This is a genomic window from Isoptericola luteus, assembly GCF_020297055.1.
GTDB classification, from domain to species: Bacteria; Actinomycetota; Actinomycetes; order Actinomycetales; family Cellulomonadaceae; genus Isoptericola; species Isoptericola luteus.
Genome location: NZ_JAIXCQ010000002.1, coordinates 168,387 through 191,617 on the forward strand (window position 1 = coordinate 168,387; position 23,231 = coordinate 191,617).

At 74.2% G+C, this 23,231-nt stretch carries 23 protein-coding genes; 14 read left to right on the forward strand and 9 right to left on the reverse strand.

Features of this window, described 5'->3' with window-relative positions:
- Nucleotides 1-131 precede the first annotated feature (131 nt).
- Complete coding sequence (locus LEP48_RS03825) at nucleotides 132-359, forward strand: DUF3107 domain-containing protein (RefSeq protein WP_225564257.1); 228 nt, start codon at nucleotides 132-134, stop codon at nucleotides 357-359.
- An 85-nt stretch (nucleotides 360-444) separates the two neighbouring features.
- Here LEP48_RS03825 and LEP48_RS03830 read toward each other — a convergent pair whose 3' ends face one another.
- A complete protein-coding gene (locus LEP48_RS03830) occupies nucleotides 445-1,167 on the reverse strand; it encodes a ferritin-like fold-containing protein (RefSeq protein WP_225564258.1) in 723 nt (240 codons plus the stop codon).
- A gap of 297 nt (nucleotides 1,168-1,464) precedes the next feature.
- Here LEP48_RS03830 and LEP48_RS03835 point away from each other — a divergent pair, with 297 nt between their 5' ends.
- Nucleotides 1,465-3,120, forward strand: a complete 1,656-nt coding sequence (locus LEP48_RS03835) for a DEAD/DEAH box helicase (protein WP_422723792.1) — start codon at nucleotides 1,465-1,467, stop codon at nucleotides 3,118-3,120.
- A 104-nt stretch (nucleotides 3,121-3,224) separates the two neighbouring features.
- Nucleotides 3,225-3,521, forward strand: a complete 297-nt coding sequence (locus tag LEP48_RS03840) for a DUF1905 domain-containing protein (protein ID WP_225564259.1) — start codon at nucleotides 3,225-3,227, stop codon at nucleotides 3,519-3,521.
- Between the two features lie 24 nt (nucleotides 3,522-3,545).
- On the opposite strand, the gene LEP48_RS03845 is transcribed toward LEP48_RS03840, so the two are convergent.
- Nucleotides 3,546-4,193 carry a MarC family protein gene (locus tag LEP48_RS03845; RefSeq protein ID WP_225564260.1) on the reverse strand — a complete coding sequence of 216 codons (648 nt, stop codon included), beginning with the start codon at nucleotides 4,191-4,193 and terminating at the stop codon, nucleotides 3,546-3,548.
- Nucleotides 4,190-5,041 (reverse strand): PHP domain-containing protein, encoded by an 852-nt coding sequence (locus LEP48_RS03850; RefSeq protein ID WP_225564261.1) that lies wholly within the window; start codon nucleotides 5,039-5,041, stop codon nucleotides 4,190-4,192. Before LEP48_RS03850 ends, LEP48_RS03845 begins: the two co-directional genes overlap by 4 nt.
- Before the next feature lie 95 nt (nucleotides 5,042-5,136).
- Between LEP48_RS03850 and LEP48_RS03855 the strand changes: the two genes are divergently transcribed.
- Together LEP48_RS03855 and LEP48_RS03860 are read left to right on the forward strand one after the other, a co-directional pair.
- Nucleotides 5,137-6,045, forward strand: coding sequence for an alpha/beta fold hydrolase (locus tag LEP48_RS03855; RefSeq protein WP_225564262.1), 909 nt, complete (start codon nucleotides 5,137-5,139; stop codon nucleotides 6,043-6,045).
- A gap of 57 nt (nucleotides 6,046-6,102) precedes the next feature.
- Nucleotides 6,103-7,659, forward strand: coding sequence for an aminopeptidase P family protein (locus LEP48_RS03860; RefSeq protein ID WP_225564263.1), 1,557 nt, complete (start codon nucleotides 6,103-6,105; stop codon nucleotides 7,657-7,659).
- A gap of 80 nt (nucleotides 7,660-7,739) precedes the next feature.
- Here LEP48_RS03860 and LEP48_RS18615 read toward each other — a convergent pair whose 3' ends face one another.
- Complete coding sequence (locus tag LEP48_RS18615) at nucleotides 7,740-8,567, reverse strand: YflT domain-containing protein (protein WP_225564500.1); 828 nt, start codon at nucleotides 8,565-8,567, stop codon at nucleotides 7,740-7,742.
- 88 nt (nucleotides 8,568-8,655) lie between these two features.
- Here LEP48_RS18615 and LEP48_RS03870 point away from each other — a divergent pair, with 88 nt between their 5' ends.
- The 9 genes from LEP48_RS03870 (at nucleotide 8,656) to LEP48_RS03910 (ending at nucleotide 18,153) form a co-directional block, all read left to right on the forward strand.
- Nucleotides 8,656-9,927: a magnesium transporter MgtE N-terminal domain-containing protein gene (locus LEP48_RS03870; protein ID WP_225564264.1), complete on the forward strand. Its 1,272-nt coding sequence runs from the start codon at nucleotides 8,656-8,658 to the stop codon at nucleotides 9,925-9,927.
- Nucleotides 9,920-10,423, forward strand: a complete 504-nt coding sequence (locus LEP48_RS03875; protein ID WP_225564265.1) for a DUF1003 domain-containing protein — start codon at nucleotides 9,920-9,922, stop codon at nucleotides 10,421-10,423. The genes LEP48_RS03870 and LEP48_RS03875 overlap by 8 nt, the downstream gene beginning before the upstream one ends.
- Before the next feature lie 70 nt (nucleotides 10,424-10,493).
- Nucleotides 10,494-11,129 carry an AAA family ATPase gene (locus LEP48_RS03880; protein ID WP_225564266.1) on the forward strand — a complete coding sequence of 212 codons (636 nt, stop codon included), beginning with the start codon at nucleotides 10,494-10,496 and terminating at the stop codon, nucleotides 11,127-11,129.
- Nucleotides 11,130-11,216: 87 nt separating this feature from the next.
- A complete protein-coding gene (locus LEP48_RS03885) occupies nucleotides 11,217-12,143 on the forward strand; it encodes a CPBP family intramembrane glutamic endopeptidase (protein WP_225564267.1) in 927 nt (308 codons plus the stop codon).
- Nucleotides 12,144-12,153: 10 nt separating this feature from the next.
- Nucleotides 12,154-13,449: a sensor histidine kinase gene (locus LEP48_RS18690; protein ID WP_225564268.1), complete on the forward strand. Its 1,296-nt coding sequence runs from the start codon at nucleotides 12,154-12,156 to the stop codon at nucleotides 13,447-13,449.
- Nucleotides 13,446-14,165: a response regulator gene (locus LEP48_RS03895; RefSeq protein WP_225564269.1), complete on the forward strand. Its 720-nt coding sequence runs from the start codon at nucleotides 13,446-13,448 to the stop codon at nucleotides 14,163-14,165. The genes LEP48_RS18690 and LEP48_RS03895 overlap by 4 nt, the downstream gene beginning before the upstream one ends.
- 79 nt (nucleotides 14,166-14,244) lie before the next feature.
- A complete protein-coding gene (locus LEP48_RS03900; protein ID WP_225564270.1) occupies nucleotides 14,245-15,402 on the forward strand; it encodes a P-loop NTPase in 1,158 nt (385 codons plus the stop codon).
- A 59-nt stretch (nucleotides 15,403-15,461) separates the two neighbouring features.
- Complete coding sequence (gene galK / locus LEP48_RS03905) at nucleotides 15,462-16,697, forward strand: galactokinase (protein WP_225564271.1); 1,236 nt, start codon at nucleotides 15,462-15,464, stop codon at nucleotides 16,695-16,697.
- 115 nt (nucleotides 16,698-16,812) lie between these two features.
- The gene (locus LEP48_RS03910) at nucleotides 16,813-18,153 is read left to right on the forward strand and encodes an alkaline phosphatase (RefSeq protein ID WP_225564272.1); all 1,341 of its coding nucleotides are present in this window, start codon (nucleotides 16,813-16,815) and stop codon (nucleotides 18,151-18,153) included.
- A 69-nt stretch (nucleotides 18,154-18,222) separates the two neighbouring features.
- Here the strand turns inward: LEP48_RS03910 and LEP48_RS03915 are convergent, their stop codons facing one another.
- The 5 genes from LEP48_RS03915 to LEP48_RS03935 form a co-directional block, all read right to left on the reverse strand.
- The gene (locus LEP48_RS03915) at nucleotides 18,223-19,044 is read right to left on the reverse strand and encodes an exodeoxyribonuclease III (RefSeq protein ID WP_225564273.1); all 822 of its coding nucleotides are present in this window, start codon (nucleotides 19,042-19,044) and stop codon (nucleotides 18,223-18,225) included.
- Nucleotides 19,045-19,119: 75 nt separating this feature from the next.
- On the reverse strand, nucleotides 19,120-19,602 hold the full coding sequence (locus LEP48_RS03920; protein WP_225564274.1) for a VOC family protein: 483 nt from the start codon (nucleotides 19,600-19,602) through the stop codon (nucleotides 19,120-19,122).
- Between the two features lie 146 nt (nucleotides 19,603-19,748).
- A complete protein-coding gene (locus LEP48_RS03925; RefSeq protein WP_225564275.1) occupies nucleotides 19,749-20,612 on the reverse strand; it encodes a PPK2 family polyphosphate kinase in 864 nt (287 codons plus the stop codon).
- Nucleotides 20,609-22,237, reverse strand: coding sequence for a flavin-containing monooxygenase (locus LEP48_RS03930; RefSeq protein WP_225564276.1), 1,629 nt, complete (start codon nucleotides 22,235-22,237; stop codon nucleotides 20,609-20,611). Before LEP48_RS03930 ends, LEP48_RS03925 begins: the two co-directional genes overlap by 4 nt.
- A 75-nt stretch (nucleotides 22,238-22,312) precedes the next feature.
- The gene (locus tag LEP48_RS03935) at nucleotides 22,313-23,194 is read right to left on the reverse strand and encodes a bifunctional methylenetetrahydrofolate dehydrogenase/methenyltetrahydrofolate cyclohydrolase (RefSeq protein ID WP_225564277.1); all 882 of its coding nucleotides are present in this window, start codon (nucleotides 23,192-23,194) and stop codon (nucleotides 22,313-22,315) included.
- Between the last annotated feature and the right edge of the window lie 37 nt (nucleotides 23,195-23,231).

The following is a 23,231-nucleotide window of genomic DNA, read 5'->3' on the forward strand; positions in this document are numbered from 1 at the left end:
TCGCCCTGCGCGGAGACCGGGCCGCCGTGCGCACCGATCCCGCGCCGGCTGGCTAGGATCGACGGGACGTCCGGGAGACCCCGGTGGACATCCGTGCCGGCCCCGCCGGCACAGCTCGCGAAGGAGACAACGTGGAGATCACGATCGGTGTGCAGAACCAGGCCCGCGAGCTGACGCTGGAGTCCGACGAGACCGCGGAGTCCGTCACCACCGCGGTGCGCGAGGCGATCGCCGGAGGCGGTGTGCTCGACCTCACGGACTCCAAGGGTCGGCGCATCCTCGTGCCCACGGCCTCCCTCGGCTACGTCGAGCTCGGGGCCGAGGAGCAGCGCCGGGTCGGCTTCGGCGGCGCGCACTGACGACCGGTCGCCGTCGGTGACGGCGGCCGTCTGACCGTCGCCCGGCCGCTCCGCCCGGCCGGGCGACGGTCAGGCCGTGCGACGGTCAGGCCGCGAGGTGCATCCGGTCCATGCGGCGTGTGTGCTCGGCCGTGAGCCGGGCCATGAACCAGCTCTGCAGGCCGCCGTCGTCGCCGGGCAGCGCGCCACCGTCGCGCTCCACGGCCGCCCGTGCGCGAGCGGCCAGCGCGGACAGCTCCGGGTGCGCCGTCAGCAGCGTCGGCACCAGCCCGAGCGCCTCGCCGACCACGCGGCGTCCCCACAGCCCGAGCCGGGAGGCCAGCACCGCGTCGGCCGCGGCCGCCGCGGTGAGCACCTCGCTCGCGTCGGGGACCTCGGCGTCCAGCGCCACCGCGCTCCGCAGCGCGTCCACCTGGTCCTGCGCCAGCCCGGCCGCGAGCAGGCGGCAGAAGTCCTCCGCCACCCCGTGGCCGACGACCCCCTTGAGCAGCCCCTCGTGCCAGTTCCCGGGCGTCGTCCGCGCGTCGAAGTCGGCGAGCACGCCGTCGAACGGCGCCATCACCGACGCCGGCTCGACGCCGTGGACGGCGGCCAGGTCGAGCAGCCCGCGCTGCCGGTGCAGGGCGCGCCCCGCGGCCGTGGCGAGGGCCTGACGGGTCCCCAGGTCGGGTGCGTCGACCGAGCGGCTCGCGAGCAGGCCGAACGCCGCCAGCTCGGTATAGGCCGCGAGCCCGGCGAGCGCGACCAGACCGGCGCCGCCCTCCCCCGTCGTCGGGCCAGGGTCCGCCGTGCCGTGTCGCTCGTTCACGCGCCCAGGATAGGCGCCGTCTGGCCGGCCCGTCCGCGCCGGTCGCACACCCGCCTCCCGCGGCGCTCGCTGGTGCCGACAAGCAGGTCGCGTACCATGGAGGGGTACCTCGGTTGCCCGGTCGTCACGTGCTGACCTGACCGCTCCGACCCGCGGGGCCTTCTCTCGCGGTGCTCGTGCGAATTTCCTCCACGATCGGCTGCCGACCATCTCGGCGCTCCGCGCGACCGTCGACGGCCCTCGGCCCGATCGGTGGGCCCACGGCACGCGCGCGCCGACGAGCACACGAAGGCACCAGTGACCACCACCGATACGACCGCCGACCAGGCGGGATCCACGACCGGTAGCACCCCCGACTACTCGTCCGCGGCCGCCATCCAGGCCCAGGACGTGAGCTTCGCCGACTTCGGGGTGCGCCCCGAGATCGTCCAGGCCCTGGCCGACTCCGGCATCACGCACCCCTTCCCCATCCAGGCGATGACGCTGCCGGTGGCGCTGCAGGGGCACGACATCATCGGCCAGGCCAAGACCGGCACCGGCAAGACGCTGGGCTTCGGCGTCCCGCTGCTGCACCGCGTCGTCGCCCCCGGCGAGCCGGGCTACGACGAGCTGCCCGCCCCCGGCCGGCCGCAGGCGCTCGTCGTCGCCCCCACGCGCGAGCTCGCCGTCCAGGTCGCGAACGACCTCGCCACCGCCTCCAAGAAGCGCTCGGTGCGCATCGCGCAGATCTACGGCGGCCGCGCCTACGAGCCGCAGATCGAGATGCTGAACAACGGCGTCGAGGTCGTGGTGGGCACCCCCGGCCGGATGGTCGACCTGCTCAACCAGGGCCACCTGAACCTCACGCGCGCCGCGACCGTCGTGCTCGACGAGGCCGACGAGATGCTCGACCTCGGGTTCCTGCCCGACGTCGAGAAGATCCTGTCGCGCACCCCGGCCGTGCGGCACACGATGCTGTTCAGCGCGACCATGCCCGGCCCGGTCGTCTCGATGGCCCGCCGCTACATGTCGCAGCCCACGCACATCCGCGCCGCTGAGCCCGACGACGACGGCGCGACCGTGAAGAACACGCGCCAGGTCGTCTACCGCGCGCACGCGCTGGACAAGGTCGAGGTGCTCGCCCGCCTGCTGCAGGCCGAGGGCCGCGGCCGCTCCATCGTGTTCGCCCGGACCAAGCGCACCGCCGCCAAGGTCTCGGACGAGCTGCGCGACCGCGGGTTCGCCGCCGGCGCCATCCACGGCGACCTCGGCCAGGGCGCCCGCGAGCAGGCGCTGCGCGCGTTCCGGCACGGCCACATCGACGTCCTCGTCGCCACGGACGTCGCGGCGCGCGGCATCGACGTCGAGGACGTCACGCACGTCGTGAACTACCAGTGCCCCGAGGACGAGCGCACCTACCTGCACCGCATCGGCCGCACCGGCCGGGCCGGCAAGCAGGGCACCGCCGTCACGTTCGTCGACTGGGACGACGTGCCCCGCTGGCAGCTCATCGACCGCACCCTGAACCTCGGGTTCCCGGAGCCGGTCGAGACGTACTCGAGCTCGCCGCACCTCTTCTCCGACCTCAGCATCCCCGAGGGCACCAAGGGCCGTCTGCCCAAGGATCAGCGCAAGCTCGCGGGCCTGGAGGCCGAGGAGCTCGAGGACCTCGGTGAGACCGGCAAGCGCACCAGCTCCTCCGGCGGGCAGCGCGACGGCGGACGGCGCGACGGCGGGCGCCGCGACGGTGGGGCGCGCGGCGACCGCGGCGGCTCGCGCTCCGGCGAGGGGTCGCGCGGCTCCGCACGAGGCGAGCGGCCCGCGACGGCGTCGGGCCCGGCGTCCGACACCCCCCAGGCCGGGGGCGGCGAGCAGGGCGAGCGCCGTCGGCGCAGCCGCAACCGCCGGCGCACCCGCGGCGGTCGTCCCGTCGAGGGTGGCGCGTCCGCCCCGCAGGCGCCGTCGGAGGGCTGACCCTCCGCTCCGATCGAGCGTGCTGACGTGTTCCTCGAACGCCACGTTCGAGGAACACGTCTGCACGCTCGATGCGTGTCCGGGGTCGGCCGTAGCCTGCGGGGATGCGACTGACGTTCCGTGCACCGCTGTGGCAGTGGCAGGTACGCACCGACTCGTGGTGGTTCGTGACCGTGCCGCCGGACGAGTCGGACACGCTCGCCGAGCTGCCCCTGCCGCCGCGCGGGTTCGGGTCGATCAAGGTCACCGTGACGGTGGGCGGCACCACGTGGTCCACGTCGGTCTTCCCGAGCGACGAGCAGAAGGGCTACGTGCTGCCGATGAAGAAGGCGGTGCGCCACGCCGAAGGGCTGGGCCCTGGCGACGTCGTCGACGTGACGCTGGAGCCCGTCGGGACGTGAGCCGGCGTCAGCGCCGCGGCGTGCTCACGCCCCCTGCTGCGCCATCCGGACGAACTCGGTGACCGCCGTCGCGATCCCCTGCACCGCGATCGCCGCGAGCAGGAGGCCCGCGATCCGGGTGATGAGCGTGACCCCGGAATCCTTGAGCACGCGGTGGATGACGTTCGCGAACCGCATCGACAGCCACAGGCTCACGTGCACCAGCACGATCGCCGCCGCGATGGCGACGAGCTGCGGCACCCCGCCCTCGTCGGACACCTTCGTCTGCTGGACGAAGACCATGGTGGCGACGATGGCGCCCGGACCGGCGAGCAGCGGCGTCCCCAGCGGCACGAGCGCCACGTTGACGCCCTTGTTGCCGCTCGGCGCCGGCTCCTCCATCTTGCCGGTGAGCAGGTCCATCGCGATGAGGAGGAGCAGCAGGCCGCCCGAGGCCTGCAGCGCCGGCAGCGAGATGCCCATGTAGTGCAGCACCTGCTGCCCGAACAGCGCGAACACCACGATCACGCCGAACGCGACGAGGATCGCCTGCCGGGCGGCCCGGTTGCGCTGCTTGTGCCCCATCGCGGACGTCAGCCCCAGGAACACGGGGACGGTGCCGGGCGGGTCCATGATGACGAAGAGGGTGACGAACACCTCGGTGAAGAGGGCGATGTCGATCACCTGGTTCACGGCCTGACCACGTCCAACGTTCCCCGTTCCTCGATCTGTGCCAGCACCTCGGGGGACGTCGTGTGCTCCCCGATCCGGTTGAGCTTGCCCGTGCCGTGATAGTCGCTCGACCCCGTGACGAGCAGGTCCAGCTCGTGCGCCAGCCCGCGCAGGCGGTCCCGCGCGGCGGCGTCGTGGTCGCGGTGGTCGACCTCGAGCCCGACGAGCCCGGCCGCGGCCAGGGCGGCCACGTCGTCGTCGGTGAGCGTCCGCCCGCGCCCGCCCGCCCCCGGGTGCGCGACGACGGGGACCCCGCCCGCGGCGAGCACCGCGCGGACGGTGTCGGCCGTCGCGGGCGCGTAGTGCGGCACGTAGTAGCGCGCACCGGGGTGCAGCATCGTCGCGAACGCCTCGTCCCGCGTGGCCACGACCCCGGCCACGACGAGGGCGTCCGCCAGGTGGGGCCGGCCGACGGTGGCGTCGTCCCCCGTCTGCGCGACCACGTCGTCCCAGGTCACCGGGAAGTCCTCGCCGAGCAGCTCCGCCATGCGCCGGGCCCGCGACAGCCGGTCGTCGCGCGTGCGGTCGCAGGCGGCTCGTAGCACGACGTCGTCCGGGTCGTGCAGGTAGCTCAGCAGGTGCACGCTCATGCCCCCGGCCGGGGTGCTCGCGCGGGTGGAGATCTCCGTGCCGCGCACGAGCGCGACCCCGGTGCGCGGCACGGCGGCCGCGGCCTGCGCCCAGCCCGCCGTCGTGTCGTGGTCGGTCAGCGCGACCACGCGCACGCCGGCCGCCGCGGCGGCCTCCAACACCTGGGCGGGCTGGTCCGTGCCGTCCGAGGCCCGCGAGTGGGTATGGAGGTCGATCACGGCCCAAGTCTAAGGACGCCGGACACACAAACTCTCCACGGAGCCCACCAGGGCCGGGCGCGGCACCCCCGTAGCCGCGGGGGACCATCGAGGGGATGCTTCTTCAGCCCGCGCTCCTGAGCGCCCCGGTCCGGCGACCCGGGCCCGACGCCCACCACCACCCGGTACCCCTCGTCGCCGCCGGCACCCCGGGTCGCACCGGCGTCGTCTTCGTCCACGGCATGCGCACGTCCTCGGCGATCTGGGACCGCCAGGTCGACCACGTCCGCGCCACCGGTCACGACGCCCTCGCCGTCGACCTGCCCGCGCACGGCGCACGCCGGGGCCAGCGGTTCTCGATGCCCGCGGCGTTCGACGTGATCGACGCCGCGACCCGGTCGTTCCGCCCCGGGACGGCCGTGGTGGTCGTCGGTCTCTCGCTCGGCGGGTACACCTCGCTCGCGTGGGCGGCCCGGCACGCGCGGCTCACCGCCGCCGGGCACGACGGGCCCCGCCTCGCCGGGGTCGTCGCGTCGGGCTGCACCGCGGACCCGCGGGGCAAGCCGGTGGCGCTGTTCCGGGACGTCGCCCGGCTGACCGTCGCGGGGGCGGCGGCGGTGCGTCGCGGCACGTCCGCGGCGGGCACGACGTGGCGCCGGGCCCTGACCGGCGGGAGCTCGATCGCCGGAGGTGCGGAGCCCGCCGCACTGCTGTACCCCGCCGCGTCCCGGGGCACGGTCCCCGCGGGCGCCGCGGCCGCCCCCGGCTGGGACGTCGTGACGGACGCGCTGAGCCAGCTCGCCGGGCGGTCCTCGACAGCCCACCTGCGCGAGATCGCGGCACCCGTGTGGCTCGTCAACGGGGCCCGTGACCGCATGCGGCTCGAGGAGGCGCGGCACCTGGCCGCGGCACGTGACGGGGCGCTCGTCGTCGTCCCGGCGGCCGGGCACGACGTCAACTCCGACGCCCCCGACGCCTTCAACCGGGTGCTGAGCCGCGCCCTGACGCACTTCGCGCGGGCCTGAGCCGCCCGTCGTCCGATCCCGTACGCCCGACCCCGAGCCGGTGGGAGACTGGTACGCATGACCGACGCAACCCTGCGCGACGAGACCACCCCCACCGAGGAGGTCACGGAGCGCGTGAACAACCGTTCCCACCGTCCCGACTCGGACGCCTTCAAGGCGTTCATCACCTCCCAGTGGGGCCCACGGGCGGACCTCGCCGTGGAGCCCGGCACCGCGGCACCGTTCACGGCGGAGCGCCGCGCGAAGCTGTCGGCCCGTTTCCCGGGCGTCCGCCTCGTCGTCCCGGCGGGCTCGCTGAAGGTCCGCTCCAACGACACGGACTACCGGTTCCGGCCGCACTCCGCGTTCGCGCACCTCACGGGCCTCGGTACCGACCAGGAGCCCGACGCCGTCCTCGTGCTGCACCCCACGGCCGAGGGCGCGGGCGACCCCGGCGCGGACGGCACCGGGTCGAACCACCACGCCGTGCTGTACGTGCGCCCCCTGGCCGCGCGCGACACCGAGGAGTTCTACGCCGACGCGCGCTACGGCGAGTTCTGGGTGGGCGCCCGCCCCTCGCTGGACGACGTCACGACGCTCACCGGCGTCGAGGCCCGCCACGTCGACGAGCTGCGCGACGCCCTGGCCAAGGACGTCGGCGCCGACGGCGTCCGCGTGCTCGTCGTGACCGGGTCGGACGACGCCGTCGAGGCCCTGGTCGCCGCGATCCGCGCCGAGGCGGGCGTCGAGGAGGCCGAGGAGGAGGACGCCGGGCTGGCCGAGGCCGCTTCCGAGCTGCGGTTCGTCAAGGACGCGCTCGAGATCGAGCACATGCGCGAGGCCGTGGACCGGACCGTCGAGGGCTTCGAGCAGGTCGTCCAGGCCCTCCCCCGGGCCCTGGCCCACCGCCGCGGCGAGCGGGTCATCGAGACCACCTTCGACGCCCACGCGCGGCTCGAGGGCAACACCGTCGGCTACGAGACGATCGCCGCCGCCGGCGAGCACGCCACCACGCTGCACTGGATCACCAACGACGGCCAGGTCCGCTCGGGCGAGCTCGTGCTGGTGGACGCCGGCGTCGAGGTCGACTCCCTCTACACGGCGGACGTCACGCGCACCCTGCCCGTCGACGGCACGTTCACCGACGTCCAGCGCCGCGTCTACCAGGCGGTGCTCGACGCCGCGGACGCCGCCTTCGCCGTCGCGAGGCCGGGCTCGAGGTTCCGCGACCTGCACGCCGCCGCGATGGAGGTCATCGCGGCGCGCCTGGAGGAGTGGGGCCTGCTGCCCGACGGCGTGACCGCCGAGGTGGCGCTGACGCCCGAGGGCCAGCAGCACCGGCGCTGGATGGTGCACGGCACCAGCCACCACCTGGGGCTGGACGTCCACGACTGCGCCCAGGCGCGTCGTGATCTGTACGTCGACGGCGTGCTGGAGCCGGGCATGGTGTTCACCATCGAGCCGGGCCTGTACTTCAAGGCCGACGATCTCGCCGTGCCCGCGGAGTACCGGGGCATGGGCGTGCGCATCGAGGACGACGTGCTGGTCACCGAGGACGGGCACGAGAACCTGTCGGCCGCGCTCCCCCGTCGTCCCGAGGACGTCGAGGCCTGGATGGCGCGCCTGCGCGGCTGAACCACCTCCGACCGACGGTCCGGTCCCGGTCCGGCAGGGATTCCTGCCGGGCCGGGACCGGTCGCGTCAGTGGCCGTGACTCAGGGGCGTGGCGGCCGGTACGGGTCCTCGGGCTCGCTGGGCTCCGCGGTCCTGCCGGGCTCCGCCGGCGCGCTGGGCTCCGCGGTCCTGCCGGGCTCCGCCGGGGCGCCGGGCTCGGCCGGGCTGCCCGACGGTGGGGTGTCCGTCGACGTGCTCGGCGAGCCGTCCGACGCCGGCCGCATCGCACCGTAGCGGGGCTCGCCGCTGGGCATGGTCCAGCGCGGGTCCGGGGTGCGCGGGGCGCTCGGAGCGGCCGCCGCCGGAGGCGCCGCCGGCGCGACGCCGGGCGCCGGTGCCCCCGCCGCGGGCACGCTCGGGGTGGTGCGCTGCGGGCCCTTGCCCAGCCCGATCTCCGACGTGAGCAGCATCGAGCGGGCCTCGCCCGCCTGCTCGGTCTGGCAGAGGATGGCGTAGGTGGAGGCCACGATCTGCGAGGACGACGTGAAGTCGCGCCGTCCGCCCGTGAACGCGTAGGACAGCACGGAGAAGAGCAGCCCGAACCCGGCGCCGAGGCCGATGGCCACGAACATCACGCCCGTGGCGGCCGTGCCGCCGAACAACGACAGCAGCAGGCCGACGAAGAACCCGAACCAGGCCCCGGACAGCGCGCCGGCCAGTGCCACCCGCCCGTAGGAGAGCCGCCCGGTGACCCGCTCCACCATGCGCAGGTCCGTGCCGACGATCGTCACGTGCTCGACGGGGAACTTGTTGTCCGACAGGTAGTCGACCGCCTGCTGGGCCTGGAGGTAGGTGTCGTACGCCGCAACCTCGTCGCCGCGCGGCAGGGTGGGGACGCGGGGCACAGGGTTCTGCCTGTTGAAGCTCATTCGCCCAGTCTGTACCACTGCATGGGGCGGCACCACCACACCCTGCGCCCTGCGGCGGCCTGCGGGTCCCCCCGCGTAGGCTGACCGCGTGAGCGTCGCTACCAGGGTCTTCGTGGCACGCCTCGCCGGCACCCAGGTCTTCGACCCGATCGGTGACGAGGTGGGGCGCGTCCGCGACGTGCTCGTCCTCGTGCGCGCCAAGGGCGCGCCGCGCGCCGTCGGGCTCGTCGTCGAGGTGCCCGGGCGACGACGCGTCTTCCTCCCCCTCACCCGGGTCACGAGCATCGACACGGGCCAGGTGATCTCCACCGGCCTGGTCAACATGCGCCGCTTCGAGCAGCGTGCGATGGAGTCCCTCGTGCTCGGCGAGCTGCTCGACCGCACGGTCACCCTCACCGACGGGTCGGGCGAGGCCACGGTGGAGGACCTGTCCATCAGCCGGCAGCGCAACGGCGACTGGCTGGTGGACCAGCTCTTCGTCCGGCGTCGCCGGCCGTCGAAGGGGCTGTCGCTGCGCCGTCGCGGCGAGACGCTCGTGGTGGCCGTCGACGCCGTGACCGGCCTCGCCGGGTCCACGCAGGAGCAGGCTGCGACGAAGCTCCTCGAGGCGTACGAGGACATGCGGCCCGCCGACCTCGCCGACGTCCTGCGCGAGCTCGGCGAGGTGCGGCGCCTCGAGGTCGCGAGCGCCCTGGACGACGAGCGGCTCGCCGACGTGCTGGAGGAGCTGCCGGAGGACGACCAGGTCGGGATCCTGTCGCGGCTGGAGTCCGACCGCGCCGCCGACGTCCTGGACGCGATGCAGCCCGACGACGCCGCGGACCTCCTCAACGAGCTGCCCCAGGAGCAGGCGGCGCGCCTCCTGGAGCTCATGGAACCCGAGGAGGCGAAGGACGTGCGCCGGCTCCTCGTCTACGACGAGGACACCGCTGGCGGGCTCATGACGACCGAGCCCGTCATCCTCGGCCCGGAGACGACGATCGCGACCGCCCTGGCGCAGATCCGCCGCCAGGACCTGCCGCCCGCGCTGGCGTCGATGGTGTTCGTCGTGCGACCGCCGCTGGAGACGCCGACCGGTCGGCTGCTCGGCGTCGTGCACTTCCAGCGGCTGCTGCGCGAGCCGCCGCACGCCTCGATCGGGTCCATCCTCGACACCGACCTGGAGTGGCTCACGCCAGACGCCCCGGTGGGCCGGGTGACGCGGCTCCTGGCGGCCTACGACCTGCTCGCGCTGCCCGTGATCGACACCGAGAAGCGTCTGCTCGGGGCGGTCTCCGTCGACGACGTGCTCGACCACATCCTCCCGGACGACTGGCGCGAGCACATCGACGAAGACCTCGAGGAGGTGCCGCGTGGCTGACCGCCTCGACCAGCCCAAGGAGAGCCGGCGCACCCTGATCCCCCGGGTCCAGATGGACCAGGACGCCGTGGGCAGGTCCACCGAGGGGATCGCCCGGTTCCTCGGCACGCCGCGGTTCCTCGTCTACCTCACGGTGTTCTGCGTGCTGTGGCTGGCGTGGAACTCGTGGGGCCCGGAGTCGCTGCGGTTCGACTCGGCGGCGAACGGCTTCACGGCGCTGACGCTGATGCTGTCGCTGCAGGCCAGCTACGCCGCGCCGCTCATCCTGCTCGCGCAGAACCGGCAGGACGACCGCGACCGCGTGACCGCCGAGCAGGACCGCCAGCGTGCCGAGCGCAACCTCGCGGACACCGAGTACCTGGCGCGCGAGATGGCCGCCCTGCGGATCGCGCTGGGTGAGGTGGCGACCCGCGACTTCGTCCGCTCGGAGATCCGCAACCTGCTCGAGGACCTCGACGAGCGCGACCGGACCGCGGAGGACCGCGAGCGTCCCTGACCCGCCGGGGTGCGGGTTAGGCTCACCCGCGGACGGGAGGTCCCCGTGCGGTCGTGATCAGGAGCAGCTCGTGGCACGTCAGGTGGTGCTCGTCAACGGGCTGCCCGGTTCCGGCAAGACGACGATCGCCCGCCCGCTCGCGGCGCTCCTGGGCGCTCCGCTCCTGAGCGAGGACGTCGTCAGGGAGGCGCTGGCCGACGTCGTGGACCACGGTGCGCACGCCGCTCTCGGTGCCGCCGCGACGGAGGCGGTGTGGCGGCTGGCCGCGGCGCCGATGGCGCTCGCCGTCGTCGAGTCCTGGTGGTTCCGCCCACGGGACCTGGACGGCGTGCTGCGCGGGCTGGCGGTCGCCGGCGCGGACGCCGTCGTCGAGGTCTGGTGCGACCTGCCGCCCGACGTCGCGCGCGACCGCTACGAGGCGGTGCCGGACCGGCACCCCGTGCACGCGGGCGGCCGTGACCCGGCGGCCGAGTGGGCCCGGTGGTCCGCCCAGGGCGAGCCGCTCGCCCTCGGGCCGGTGGTGCGGCAGAGCACGCGCGGACCGGTCGACACCGCCCTGCTGGCCCGGCACGTGCGGGCCGCCCTGCCCGGGCACACGGGGCGCAGAGGACGCGCCGGGCGCGCCGGGGGCCAGCACGCTGCGGGGACCTCCGACCCGCACGGATCGGGGCCAGCCGTCCCCCGAGCGAGCTACCCCAGCTGCTGACCTGCGGGCGATGTGCCCGCCGGCGCGCGCTCCTAGCGTTGTCGTCGGCCGCCGGTCCGCGCGGCCAGAGCAGCGACGGAGGCCCTCATGAGTACCACGACGAGTCCCACCACGACCCCCACCACGACTCCCACCACGAGTGCGACCACGAGCCCCACGACCGGACGACCCCGCGAAGGCACAGCGGGCGAGGCGGGCGGCCGCGTCGCACGTCTCCTCCGGTTCCCCCTGACCTGGATGCTGATCGGCCTGGTCGGCGTCGGGGTCGTCGGCCGCGTGACCGCACCGAGCGAGCCGTTCCTGATGCTCCCCGTGCTGGGTGCCGCGCTGGCGGTCGTCGTCTACCTGGTGGTCATGCGCTTCGTCGCACGACGACGCACGCCGGAGATCTCCGGCCGCCGCGCGGTGCCGGAGGCGGCACTCGGTGCTGCCGTCGGCGTGGGCTTCGTGGCCGCCTCCGCGTCCGTCGTCAGCGTGCTCGGCGGCTACTCGTTCACCTGGGCCGACGTGGACGTCCTCGCGGTCGCGGGCCCCTTGCTCGCGGTCGCGTGCGGCGCCGCCGTCACGGAGGAGCTGATGTTCCGCGGCTTCGGGGTGCAGGCCCTGGAGCGGCTGCTCGGCAGCTGGGTCGCGCTGGCGGTCACGGCGTCGTTCTTCGGCCTGGCGCACCTGCTCAACCCCGGCGCCACCCTGTGGTCCACGCTGGCGATCGCGATCGAGGCCGGCGGGCTGCTGGGCGCGGCGTTCCTGTGGCGTCGCAACCTCTGGTTCGTCATCGGGCTCCACTTCGCCTGGAACTCCACCGTCGGGCTGCTCGGCCTCCCCGTCTCCGGTCACACCGCTCCGGGGCTGCTCACCGCCGACGTCACCGGGCCCAGCCTGCTGACGGGTGGCGCCTTCGGCATCGAGGGTTCGCTGGTGACCGTGACGATCAGCGCACTGCTCGCCGTACCGATGCTCCTGCTCGCCCGGCGCCGCGGGACGCTGGTCCGGACGCGGCGCTCGCGCCCGTAGGCTCGATCGGGTGCCCGTCGACCCCGCCCCCGCCCTGGCCTCGTACCTTCGCCCCCGTGCGGCGCTCGGCCGGTGGGGCGCACCCGGGCCGGGCGTCCGGGACGGCCTGCTCGCGGCGTTGCTCGCCGTGCTCGGCTTCGTCCCGACGTTGTCGACCATCGGCGTCGAGCTCGCCGACCTGCCCGAGCGGCCGTCGGACGCGCTCGCCGTGACGCTCCTCCTCGCGCAGTGCCTGCCCCTCGCGGTCCGCCGCCGGTGGCCGGGGGTCTGCCTGGTGGTCGTCGGGGCTGCGTTCGCCCTGCACGAGGCCCTGTCCTACCCGCCGACGTTCGCGAGCATCGGCCTCTACGTCGCGGTGTACTCGGCCGGGGCATACCTGGCGCGGTCCCGCCGCGGCCTCGCCGCCGCGGCGGCCACCGCCTACGCCGCCCTGGCGGCCACGCTGCCCGGTCTGGGATCTCCCCACCGGCTCCCGGTGTTCCTCGCCTTCGCTCTGGTCCTGGTGGTGATCTGGTTGGCCGGCACGGGGATGCGCCGTCGGCGCGCCGACGAGGTCGAACGGCGCCGTCTGGCCGCCGCTGTCGCGACGGCGGACGAGCGAGCCCGGATCGCCGCCGAGCTGCACGACGTGGTGACGCACCACGTGACGGCGATGGTGATCCAGGCCGACGCCGGGCAGTACCTGCTGCCCTCGGCCCCCGACCGGGCCAGCGAGGGTTTCGCCGCCATCAGCGGTACCGGCCGCCGTGCCCTGACCGAGCTGCGGTACCTCCTGGGCGTGCTCGAGGCCACCGGTGAGACCTCGCCGGCAGGGAGGGCGCCGGCCCTGGGGCGCGTGAACGACCTCGTCGAACAGGCCCGCCAGACAGGTCAGCCGGTGGAGTGGACCGAGCACGGCGACCGGCGGCCGCGGCCCGACGCGGTCGAGCTCGCGGCCTACCGGGTGGTGCAGGAGGCGCTCACCAACGCGCTCAAGCACGCCGCCGGGCAACCCACCGTGGTCCGCCTGCGGCACGGCCACGAGGACCTCGAGGTCGAGGTGACCACGACCGGCCCCGCCGCCGCCGCACCCGCCACCACTCCCGCCGCCACCGCTCCCGCCGCCACTCCCGCCGTCACCGCTCCCGTTGTCACCGCACCGGTGTCGCCGCCCGGCGGACGCGGCCTCGCCGGTCTCCGTGAGCGCGTCCGGGTGCTCGACGGCGAGCTGGAGGCCGGCCCGCTGCCCGGCGGCGGGTTCGGGGTACGCGCCCTGATCCCATCAGTCCCGACCGTCCCGACCGTCCCGACCAGGAGGAGCTCATGACCGTCCCACCGGCGGAGCCGCGAACCCCGATCCGCGTGCTGGTCTGCGAGGACCAGGAGCTGGTGCGGATCGGCTACGTCACCATCTTCTCCGCGCAGCCCGACATGGAGGTCGTCGGGGAGGCCGAGGACGGGCGCGCTGCCGTGGAGGCCGTGCGCCGGCTGCGTCCCGACGTGGTGGTCATGGACATCCGGATGCCCGTGCTGGACGGCATCGAGGCCACGCGACAGATCGCGGGGCCGGACGTCGACGTGCCGGCCAAGGTGCTGATGACCACCACCTTCAACGTCGACGACTACGTCTACCAGGCGCTCCGAGCGGGGGCCAGCGGCTTCCTCCTCAAGGACTCGACGCCGGCCGAGCTGATCAACGGCGTCCGGACGGTCGCCCGGGGCGAGTCCCTGCTGGCGCCCACCGTCACCCGTGCCCTCATCGGCCGCTTCGCCGGCAGGCTGCGCCCGGCCGACACGTCCCGGCCCGCCAGGGACGCGGTCGTCGACAGCCTGACCGCCCGCGAGATGCAGGTGCTCGAACAGCTCGCCGCCGGGTTGTCCAACGCGGAGATCGCCGAAGAGCTCGTCATCACCCCGGAGACCGTCAAGACCTACGTGTCCCGGATCCTGGGGAAGCTCGGCCTGCGCGACAGGGTGCAGGCGGTGGTGCTCGCCTACCGGGTGGGCCTGGTCTCGCCGTCGGACGAGATCCCCGCGTCGTAGGCCCTGTCGGACCTCGTCAAGTACTCTCTCCGCACCACCCCGTGGTCGGCAGGTGCCGAACCGCTCGTAGGATCGACCCATGAGCACCACGGACACCACCGACGTCGCCGGTCGCGTCCGCGCGGCCCTGGCCGCCGTCATCGACCCCGAGATCCGCCGCCCCCTCACCGAGCTGGACATGGTCCGCTCGGTCGACGTGCACGGCGTGACCGACGCCGGCGCGCACGTCGTCGTGGGTATCGACCTCACCGTCGCGGGCTGTCCGATGAAGAGCCAGCTCGTGCGCGAGGTCACGGCCGCCACGGTGGCCGTGGAGGGAGTCGCGTCCGCCGACGTCGAGCTCGGCGTCATGACGCCCGAGCAGCGGGCGTCGATGCGCTCCCGGTTGCGCGGCGGGAACGGCGACCCGGTCATCCCGTTCACGCAGCCCGGCTCGCTGACCAAGGTGTACGCGATCGCGTCGGGCAAGGGCGGTGTGGGCAAGTCGTCCGTCACGGCCAACCTCGCCGCCGCGCTCGCCGCCGACGGCCTGAGCGTGGGGGTCGTGGACGCCGACATCTACGGGTTCTCCATCCCCCGCATGCTGGGCGTGGACCGCCAGCCCACGCGGGTGGACTCCATGCTGCTGCCCCCCATCGAGCACGGCGTGAAGGTCGTGTCGATCGGCATGTTCGTGCCCGCGGGTCAGCCCGTGGTGTGGCGAGGGCCGATGCTGCACCGCGCGCTCGAGCAGTTCCTCGCCGACGTGTTCTGGGGCGACCTCGACGTCCTCCTGCTCGACCTGCCCCCGGGCACCGGGGACATCGCGATCTCGGTGGCGCAGCTCCTGCCGGGCAGCGAGATCATCGTGGTGACGACGCCGCAGGCCGCGGCGGCCGAGGTGGCCGAGCGAGCCGGGTCCATCGCCACCCAGACGTCGCAGGGTGTCGTCGGCGTGATCGAGAACATGTCCTGGCTGGAGCAGCCGGACGGTTCCCGCCTCGAGATCTTCGGCTCCGGCGGCGGGCAGCGCGTCGCCGACCGGCTCGGCGAGACGCTCGGCACCGACGTGCCGCTGCTCGGGCAGGTGCCCCTCGACGTCACGGTCCGTGCGTGCGGCGACGACGGCACGCCCGTCGTGCTCGCCGCCCCGGACTCCCCCGGCGCCCGCGTGCTGCGCGACGTCGCCCGGTCGCTCGCGAAGCGTTCGCGCGGCCTGGCGGGCATGAGCCTCGGCATCACGCCCGTCACCCATTGACCTCCCGCCGACCTCCCGTCGGCCTCACCTCTCCCCTCTTGCGAAGGAGCAGCCCTGCCGTGAGCACGCCCGAGTGGCTCGAGTCCTGGTCCCCCGACGAAGGCGCCCGGCGGGTGCGCACGTTGTTCGCCGCGTCGTTCGACGGCGCCGAGCCCGACGGCGTGTGGTCCGCACCGGGCCGCGTGAACCTCATCGGGGAGCACACGGACTACAACGGCGGCCTCGCGCTGCCGACGGCGCTGCCGCACCGCACGTTCGTGGCGCTGCGCGGGCGTCAGGACGACGTCGTCCGGCTGGCCTCGGCGCAGGCACCCGGGGAGCGGTGGACGGTCCGCCTGGCCGACGTCGCGCCGGGGGCCGTGTCCGGGTGGGGCGCCTACGTCGCGGGCGTCGCCTGGGCGCTGCGTGCGGCCGGCCACGACGTGCGCGGCTTCGACGCCGTGGTCGACTCGTGCGTGCCGTTCGGCGCCGGGCTGTCGTCCTCCGCGGCGCTGGAGTGCGCGGTCGCGGTCGCCCTCGACGACGTGCACGGCCTGAGCCTCGCCGCCGACGACGCGGGCCGCGCCGCCCTGGCCGCCGCCGCCGTGCGGGCCGAGAACGAGATCGCCGGCGCCCCGACGGGCGGCATGGACCAGGCGGCGTCGCTCCGCAGCTCCGCCGGCCACGCCGTCCTGCTCGACTGCCGGCCCGGCCTGACACCGCTCGAGTCGGCGACGCCGGTGCCGTTCGACCCGGCCGCCGCGGACCTCACCCTGCTCGTCGTGGACACCCGAGCCGAGCACGCGCTCGTCGACGGGCAGTATGCCCAGCGCCGCGCGACGTGCGAACGCGCGGCGGAGCTGCTGGGCGTCGTCACGCTGCGCGAGGTGCCCGCCGACGGTCTGGAGGGGGCCCTGGACCGGCTCGCCGAGCACGACGACGACGGGGTGCTGCGCCGCCGGGTGCGGCACGTCGTGACGGAGATCGCCCGGACGCGCGAGCTCGCAGACCTGGTGAGCGCCGGGCGTGTCGCCGACGTCGGGCCGCTCATGGACGCGTCGCACGACTCCCTGCGCGACGACTACGAGGTGTCGGCCCGCGAGCTCGACCTCGTGGTCGACACCGCGCGGGCCGCGGGCGCCCTCGGCGCACGGATGACCGGCGGCGGCTTCGGGGGCTCTGCGATCGCGCTCGTGCGCCGTGGCGCCGTCGACGACGTCGTCGCCGCGGTGCAGCGGGCGTTCGACGACGTCGGTCTGCGGGCCCCGGGCTTCCTGCTGGCGCCGCCGTCGCACGCCGCGGGCCGCACCGCCTGACCCCACCTCGCGTCGTCCCCGGTCCGCCCTCCCGAGGTGCTTGCCGGGGACACCCGTGCCTACGGTGCCAGGACCCGCCCGCCGGGGCGGGGATCCGATCGTTCGAGGAGGAACGATGACCGTACGTACCACCTTCCTCAGGGCCGGCGCGGCCGGCCTGACGGTGCTCGCCGCAGCCGCCGCGTCCGTGGGCGCGTCCGCGTCCTTCGACGCCGAGCGGCACGGGACGCACGCCGGCGACGAGCGCGGGCACGGCCACGGCAAGGGACACGGGCACGGGCACGGGTACGGCAAGGACCGGGCCCGGAACGTCATCTTCATCCAGGGTGACGGGATGGGGCTCTCGACGCGTGAGCTGATCAGGATCGCGACCGAGGGCAAGGACGGTCAGCTCGCCATGGACACCCTGGAGTACGCGGGCTGGACCGCCACCGACTCCGTCGACCCCGACGACGCCGTCACGGACTCCGCGGCCGGCGCCACCGCCTTCTCCACCGGGGTGCGCACCTTCAACGGCGGCGTCGGCGTCGACGCGGACGGCAACCCCGTGACCACGCTGCTCGAGCGCGCCAAGCGGTCGGGCAAGGCGACGGGTCTCGTCTCGACGGCGCAGGTCACCGACGCCAGCCCTGCGGCGTTCGGCGCCCACGTGGTCGACCGGTACGACCAGAGCGAGATCGCCCGGCAGTACCTCGAGGACTCCCGGCCCGACGTGCTGCTCGGCGGCGGCGAGGACTTCTGGTACCCGGCGGGCGACCCCGGGGCCTGGCCGGACAACCCCGCCGAGGACCCGACCGAGGAGAGCAAGGGCACCGAGGGCAACCTCGTGGAGCGTGCCCAGGAGCTCGGCTACACCCATGTGAGCGACGCCGAGGGCCTCGCCGCGGCCGACGGCGACCGCCTCCTCGGCCTGTTCGCGAACGAGGAGATGTTCCAGCAGGCGAACGAGGGCGAGGGCGACGTCTACTCCCCGGAGGTGCCGCTCGTCGACATGGCCGCCGCGGCGCTCGAGGTGGTCTCCCAGGACCGCGACGGGTTCTTCCTGTTCCTCGAGGAGGAGGCGATCGACGAGTTCGCCCACCGGAGCAACGCCACGCGCACCATCGAGGCCGGGCAGGCGCTGGAGGCCACCGTGGCCCTGGCGCTCGACTTCCAGAAGAAGCACCGGGACACGCTTGTGCTGGTCGTCGGCGACCACGCGACGGGCGGGGTGGCGATCGAGAACGTCGACGACGAGGACGAGTCCGGCGCGGGCGCAACCGCCGAGGACGGTCCGTTCCCCGTGCCCGGGACCGACCTCGAGTTCACCGTCGACTGGACCACGGGCGGGCACACCGGGGAGGCCACGCCGATCACCGCGCAGGGTCCGGGCGCCCGAGGGCTCGGCGGCGCCCAGCTCAACACCGACGTGCACGACGCCGTCCTGCGCGCCATGTTCCCCCGCGGCCGGCGCTGACCCGTCGTGGGGGGGGGGGGGGGGGCGGGGGGGGGGGGGGCCCCGCCCCCCCCCCCCCCCACGACAGAGCTACAGGTCGTAGGTGGCGACGACGGCCGCGTGGTCGCTCCACCGCTCGTCGTACGTCGGCGCACGGTCGACCTCGACCTTGACCGCCCGCCCGGCGAGTGCCGGGTTGGCGAGCTGGTAGTCGATGCGCCACCCGCGGTCGTTGACGTACGACTGCCCGCGCCACGACCACCACGTGTACGGCCCGGGTCCGTCGCCACCGTGCGTGCGGCCCAGGTCGGTCCAGCCCAGCTCGCCTGTCCAGCGGTCGACGTACGCCCGCTCGGCAGGCAGGAAGCCCGCGTTCTTGAGGTTGCCCTTCCAGTTCGCGATGTCCACGGACCGGTGGGCGATGTTGAGGTCGCCGGCCACCAGCACCGGGTGCTCCGCGGACGTGAGCTCGGCGAGCCGCGCCGTCACCTTGTCCAGGTGGGCGTACTTGGCCGCCATCGTGTGCTCCTGGCCCACGGCGTTCGACCCCGAGTGCAGGTAGGCGGACACGACGGTGAGGAGGCCGCCGCCCGGCAGCTCGACGTCGGCCTCCACCCAGCGGCCGGTGTCCACGGGCGGCTCCGGCTCCCCGGCGGGGCCGTAGGCCACGAGCCCGGCGCGGGTCGCGCGCAGCGGCAGCCGTGACGCGACCGCCACGCCCGCCCGGCCCTTGATGTCGCAGGGCAGGTGCGCCACGTGCCAGCCGTCGAGGTGCTGGCGGGCCAGGTCGTCGGGGGCGCGGACCTCCTGCAGCAGCAGGACGTCGGGCGTCCGCTCGGCGATCCAGGTGTCCATGCGGCGGCGGAAGGCGGCACGGATGCCGTTGACGTTGGCGGTCGCGACGGTCAGCACGCCGACATCCCATCACACGTCGAGGCCGCCTCTCCCCCGTGCCCGCGTGAGAGTCGTCACCGCGCCCCCCCGGCGTCAGTCCCCGCGGTAGGCGGCCTCCAGCTCCGCGACGTCGATCTTGTGCATCCGCAGCATCGCCTGCATCGCCCGCAGGTTGGCGTCGGTCGTGTAGTCGCCGCACAGCTCCTCGAGCCGGGTCGGCACCACCTGCCACGACACCCCGAACCGGTCCTTGCACCAGCCGCACGGGCCGGGTTCCCCGCCGTCGGAGGTCAGGAGGTCCCAGTAGCGGTCCACCTCGTCCTGGCCGTCGACGCGCAGGTAGAAGGAGAAGGCCTCGTCCAGGTGGAACTCCGGGCCGGCGTTCAGCCCGGTCACCGGCAGGCCCGCGACGGTGAACTCGACGACGAACGGCTCGCCGGGCCGTGTGCCCGGCACGCCCTCGGGCGACGTGAGGACCGACTCGACCGACGACCCCGGGATGTGCTCGGCGTAGAACCGGGCCGCCTCGTGAGCCTTGTCGTTGCCGAACCACAGGTGTGCGCGTGCGGTCACCATGGCTGCTCTCCCTTGCGCAGGGCTGCGGTCCTCGCGACCGCTGCCGTCGTCTCTGAGACCGCGCCGCCGCGGCGAACTCATCGACGCCGGCGCCGTCCGGCCGAGGACGTCGGCATCGCGCCGGCCGGGTGCCCCGGGCGGGACGCTCAGCTGGCCGCGAGGCGCTCCTTCTCCTGCGCGACGTCGAAGGTCGCGACGGGCCACTGCGGGTCGATGTCCTCCAGCGCGTCCAGCAGCAGCGCCTGGACCGCGAGTCGCGCGTACCACTTCGCGTTCGCGGGCACCACGAACCAGGGGGCGTCCTGGGTGGACGTGCGCTCGAAGGCCGTCTGGTAGGCGTCCATGTACTGCGGCCACAGCAGGCGCTCGTCGACGTCGCCGGGGTGGTACTTCCAGTGCTTGTCGGGCCGCTCCAGCCGCTCGGTGAGCCGCGCCTTCTGCTCCTGCGGCGAGATGTGCAGCATGACCTTGACGACGCGGGTACCGGCGTCGGTCAGGCGCTTCTCGAAGTCGACGATCGCGCCGTACCGGCGCTCGATCTCGGCGGGCCGCGCGAGCTCGCGCACCCGGCCGATGAGCACGTCCTCGTAGTGCGAGCGGTCGAAGACGCCGATGAAACCCGCCGGCGGCAGCTCCCGCTCGATCCGCCACAGGAAGTCGTGGGCGAGCTCGGCGTCCGTCGGCTTCTTGAAGGCGACCAGGTGCACGCCCTGCGGGTCGGCCGCCCCGACGACGTGCCGCACGATCCCGCCCTTGCCGGCGGTGTCCATCGCCTGCAGCACCAGCAGCACCGAGGGCGTGGCGGCGTCCTCCCGGCTGGTGGCGAACAGCCGCTCCTGCAGGTCGCCGACCTCGTCCGCGCCGGCGGCCAGGTCCGCCCGCCCGTCCGACTTCTTGCCCCCGTACCCGGGCGTGGCGTCCGGGTCGACGTCCGCGAGCCGGAACCCCTCCCCGACACGCAGCAGCTCGGCAGGATCCCCGGTCCAGCCCTGCTGACTCTTCGCGGTCATGCGCTCAGCATGCCCGACGGCGCCGGCACCGGCCGCACGGAGAAGCCGCGCAGGTCGTCGGCGACGACGTCGGCCAGCACGCCGCGGTACGCGGCGATCCCGGCCAGGTAGAACAGCACCGACGGTTTCTTGCCCGGCACGTTCGCGCCGAACAACCACGAGTCGACCCGGGAGAACACGGTGGCCTCGGCGATCTCCCGGCAGGTCGCCGACCAGCGGCGCTCGACCTCCCGGGAGGTCTCGACGGTCGCCTGCTCCGCCTCGGCCCGCTCCACGAGCGAGGTGATGAAGTCCACCTGGAGCTCGATCGTGGGGACGAGGTTGGTGAACGGGCCGTTCGGGCCGAGCACCATGAACAGGTTCGGGAACCCTGCGGTGGCGACGCCGAGGTAGCTCGTCGGCGCGTCCCGCCAGTGCTCGTCGACGGTCACGCCGTCGCGCCCGACGAGGTCCAGACGGCGGTAGCTGCCGTCGACGGCGTCGAACCCCGTGGCGAGGACGAGCACGTCGAGCTCGTGGACGACGCCGTCGGCGGTGCGCACGCCCTCGGGGACGATCTCGACGATCGGGTTCTCCGGGAGGGAGACCAGCTCGACGTGGTCCTGGTTGAAGACCTCGTAGTAGCCCTGGTTGCACAGCGGGCGCTTCGCGTACGGCTGCGTGGGCGTGAGCCTGCGCGCCGTCTGCGGGTCGTCGACGATCTCCGCGATCTTGCGGCGGATGAACGCCGCGGCCGCCTCGTTCGACGCGGGGTCGGTCGCGAGGTCGTTGAACGTGCCGAACATGAAGTAGAAGCCGTTGCCGCGGTCCCAGGCCTCCTGGAACACCCGCTCCCGCTCCTGCGGGCTGGCGGCCGAGGCCGGCGTCGTCGCCTCGTCGAACCCAAAGCCCACCTGCGAGCCCCGGACCTGCGCCCAGACCTCGTCATAGCGGGCCTGGTACGCCTCGACCTCGCCCGGCTCGACCGGCCCGTCGCCCGACGGCACGCAGTACTGCGCGTTCCGCTGGAACACGGTGAGGTGACTGGCGCTCCGAGCGGCGGCGACGATGAGCTGGGTCCCGGTCGAGCCGGTGCCGATCACCCCGACGCGCCTGCCCTCGATCGAGAGGTCGTCGGGCCACTCGGCCGTGTGCACGACGCGCCCGGCGAAGGTGTCCATCCCGGGGATGTCGGGCACGTTGGTCGTCGAGAGCACGCCGAGCGCCGTGACGACGTAGCGGGCGGTCGTCGACGCGCCGTCGGCGGTGGTGACGGTCCAGGTGCCGTCCCCCTCGTCGAGGACGATCCCGGTGACCTCGGTGCCCAGTCGGATGTCCCGGCCCAGGTCGTGACGCCGCACGACCTCCTCGAGGTACGCCAGGACGTCGGCCTGGCCGACGTAGCGGCGCGACCAGCCCCACTCCTGCAACAGCTCGGCGTCGAAGGAGTACCGGTAGAACGGGCTCTGGGTGTCCGACGTGGCTCCCGGGTACCTGTTCCAGTACCAGGTGCCGCCCACGCCGGCGCCCTTCTCGAAGAGCCGCACCCGCAGGCCGAGTCGTTCTCGCAGCGCGTAGAGCTGGTAGAGGCCGGCGAACCCGGCGCCGACGACGATCGCGTCAAGGTCGGTGGTCTTCGCGGACATGCGCTCATCATGGCCGACGAGCGCGGGCCCGTCGCCCGGAACGGACGACGGGCCCGGGACGCTCCGGAACGGTGGTCAGCCGGCGAGCCGCTCCGCGGTCTCGACGACGTTCGCCAGCAGCATCGCGCGCGTCATCGGCCCGACGCCGCCGGGGTTGGGCGAGTACCAGGCCGCGACCTCGCGCGCGGCCGGGTCGATGTCGCCCACGACGCGCGACCGGCCCGTCTCCGGGTCGGTCTCGCGCGAGACGCCGACGTCGATGAGGACGGCACCGGGCTTGACCCAGTCCGCCCGGACGATGCCCTGCACGCCGGCCGCCGCGACGACGACGTCGGCCCGCCGGACCAAGGACTCCAGGTCGCGCGTCCCGGTGTGCGTGAGCGTGACGGTCGCGTTCACCGCGCGCCGGGTGAGCAGCAGGCCGATCGGCCGGCCCACGGTGACCCCGCGCCCGAGGACGACGACCTCCTTGCCCGCCAGGTCGACGTCGTGCCGCGCCAGCAGCTCGACGATGCCCCGGGGGGTGCAGGGCAGCGGGGAGGTGATCTCCTCGTTGACCCGGAGCACGAGGCGCCCGAGGTTCGTGGGGTGCAGGCCGTCGGCGTCCTTGCCGGGGTCGACGAGCTCGAGCACCCGGTGGGTGTCGATGCCCTTCGGCAGCGGGAGCTGCACGATGAAGCCGGTGCACGCGGGGTCGTCGTTGAGCCGGCGCACGGCCGCCTCGATCTCGTCCTGCGTCGCGTCGGCGGGCAGGTCCTCGCGGAGGGACTCGATGCCCACCTCCGCGCAGTCGCGGTGCTTGCCCGCCACGTACCACTGCGAGCCGGGGTCGTCACCCACGAGCAGGGTGCCCAGCCCGGGGGTGATCCCCCGCTCGCGCAGCGCCGCCACGCGCTCGCGCAGCTCTGCCTTGATGTCTCCTGCGGTGGCCTTGCCGTCCAGGATCTGTGCCGTCATCGAGAAGTCCTCACGTCGAGCATGCGGTGATCGTTCG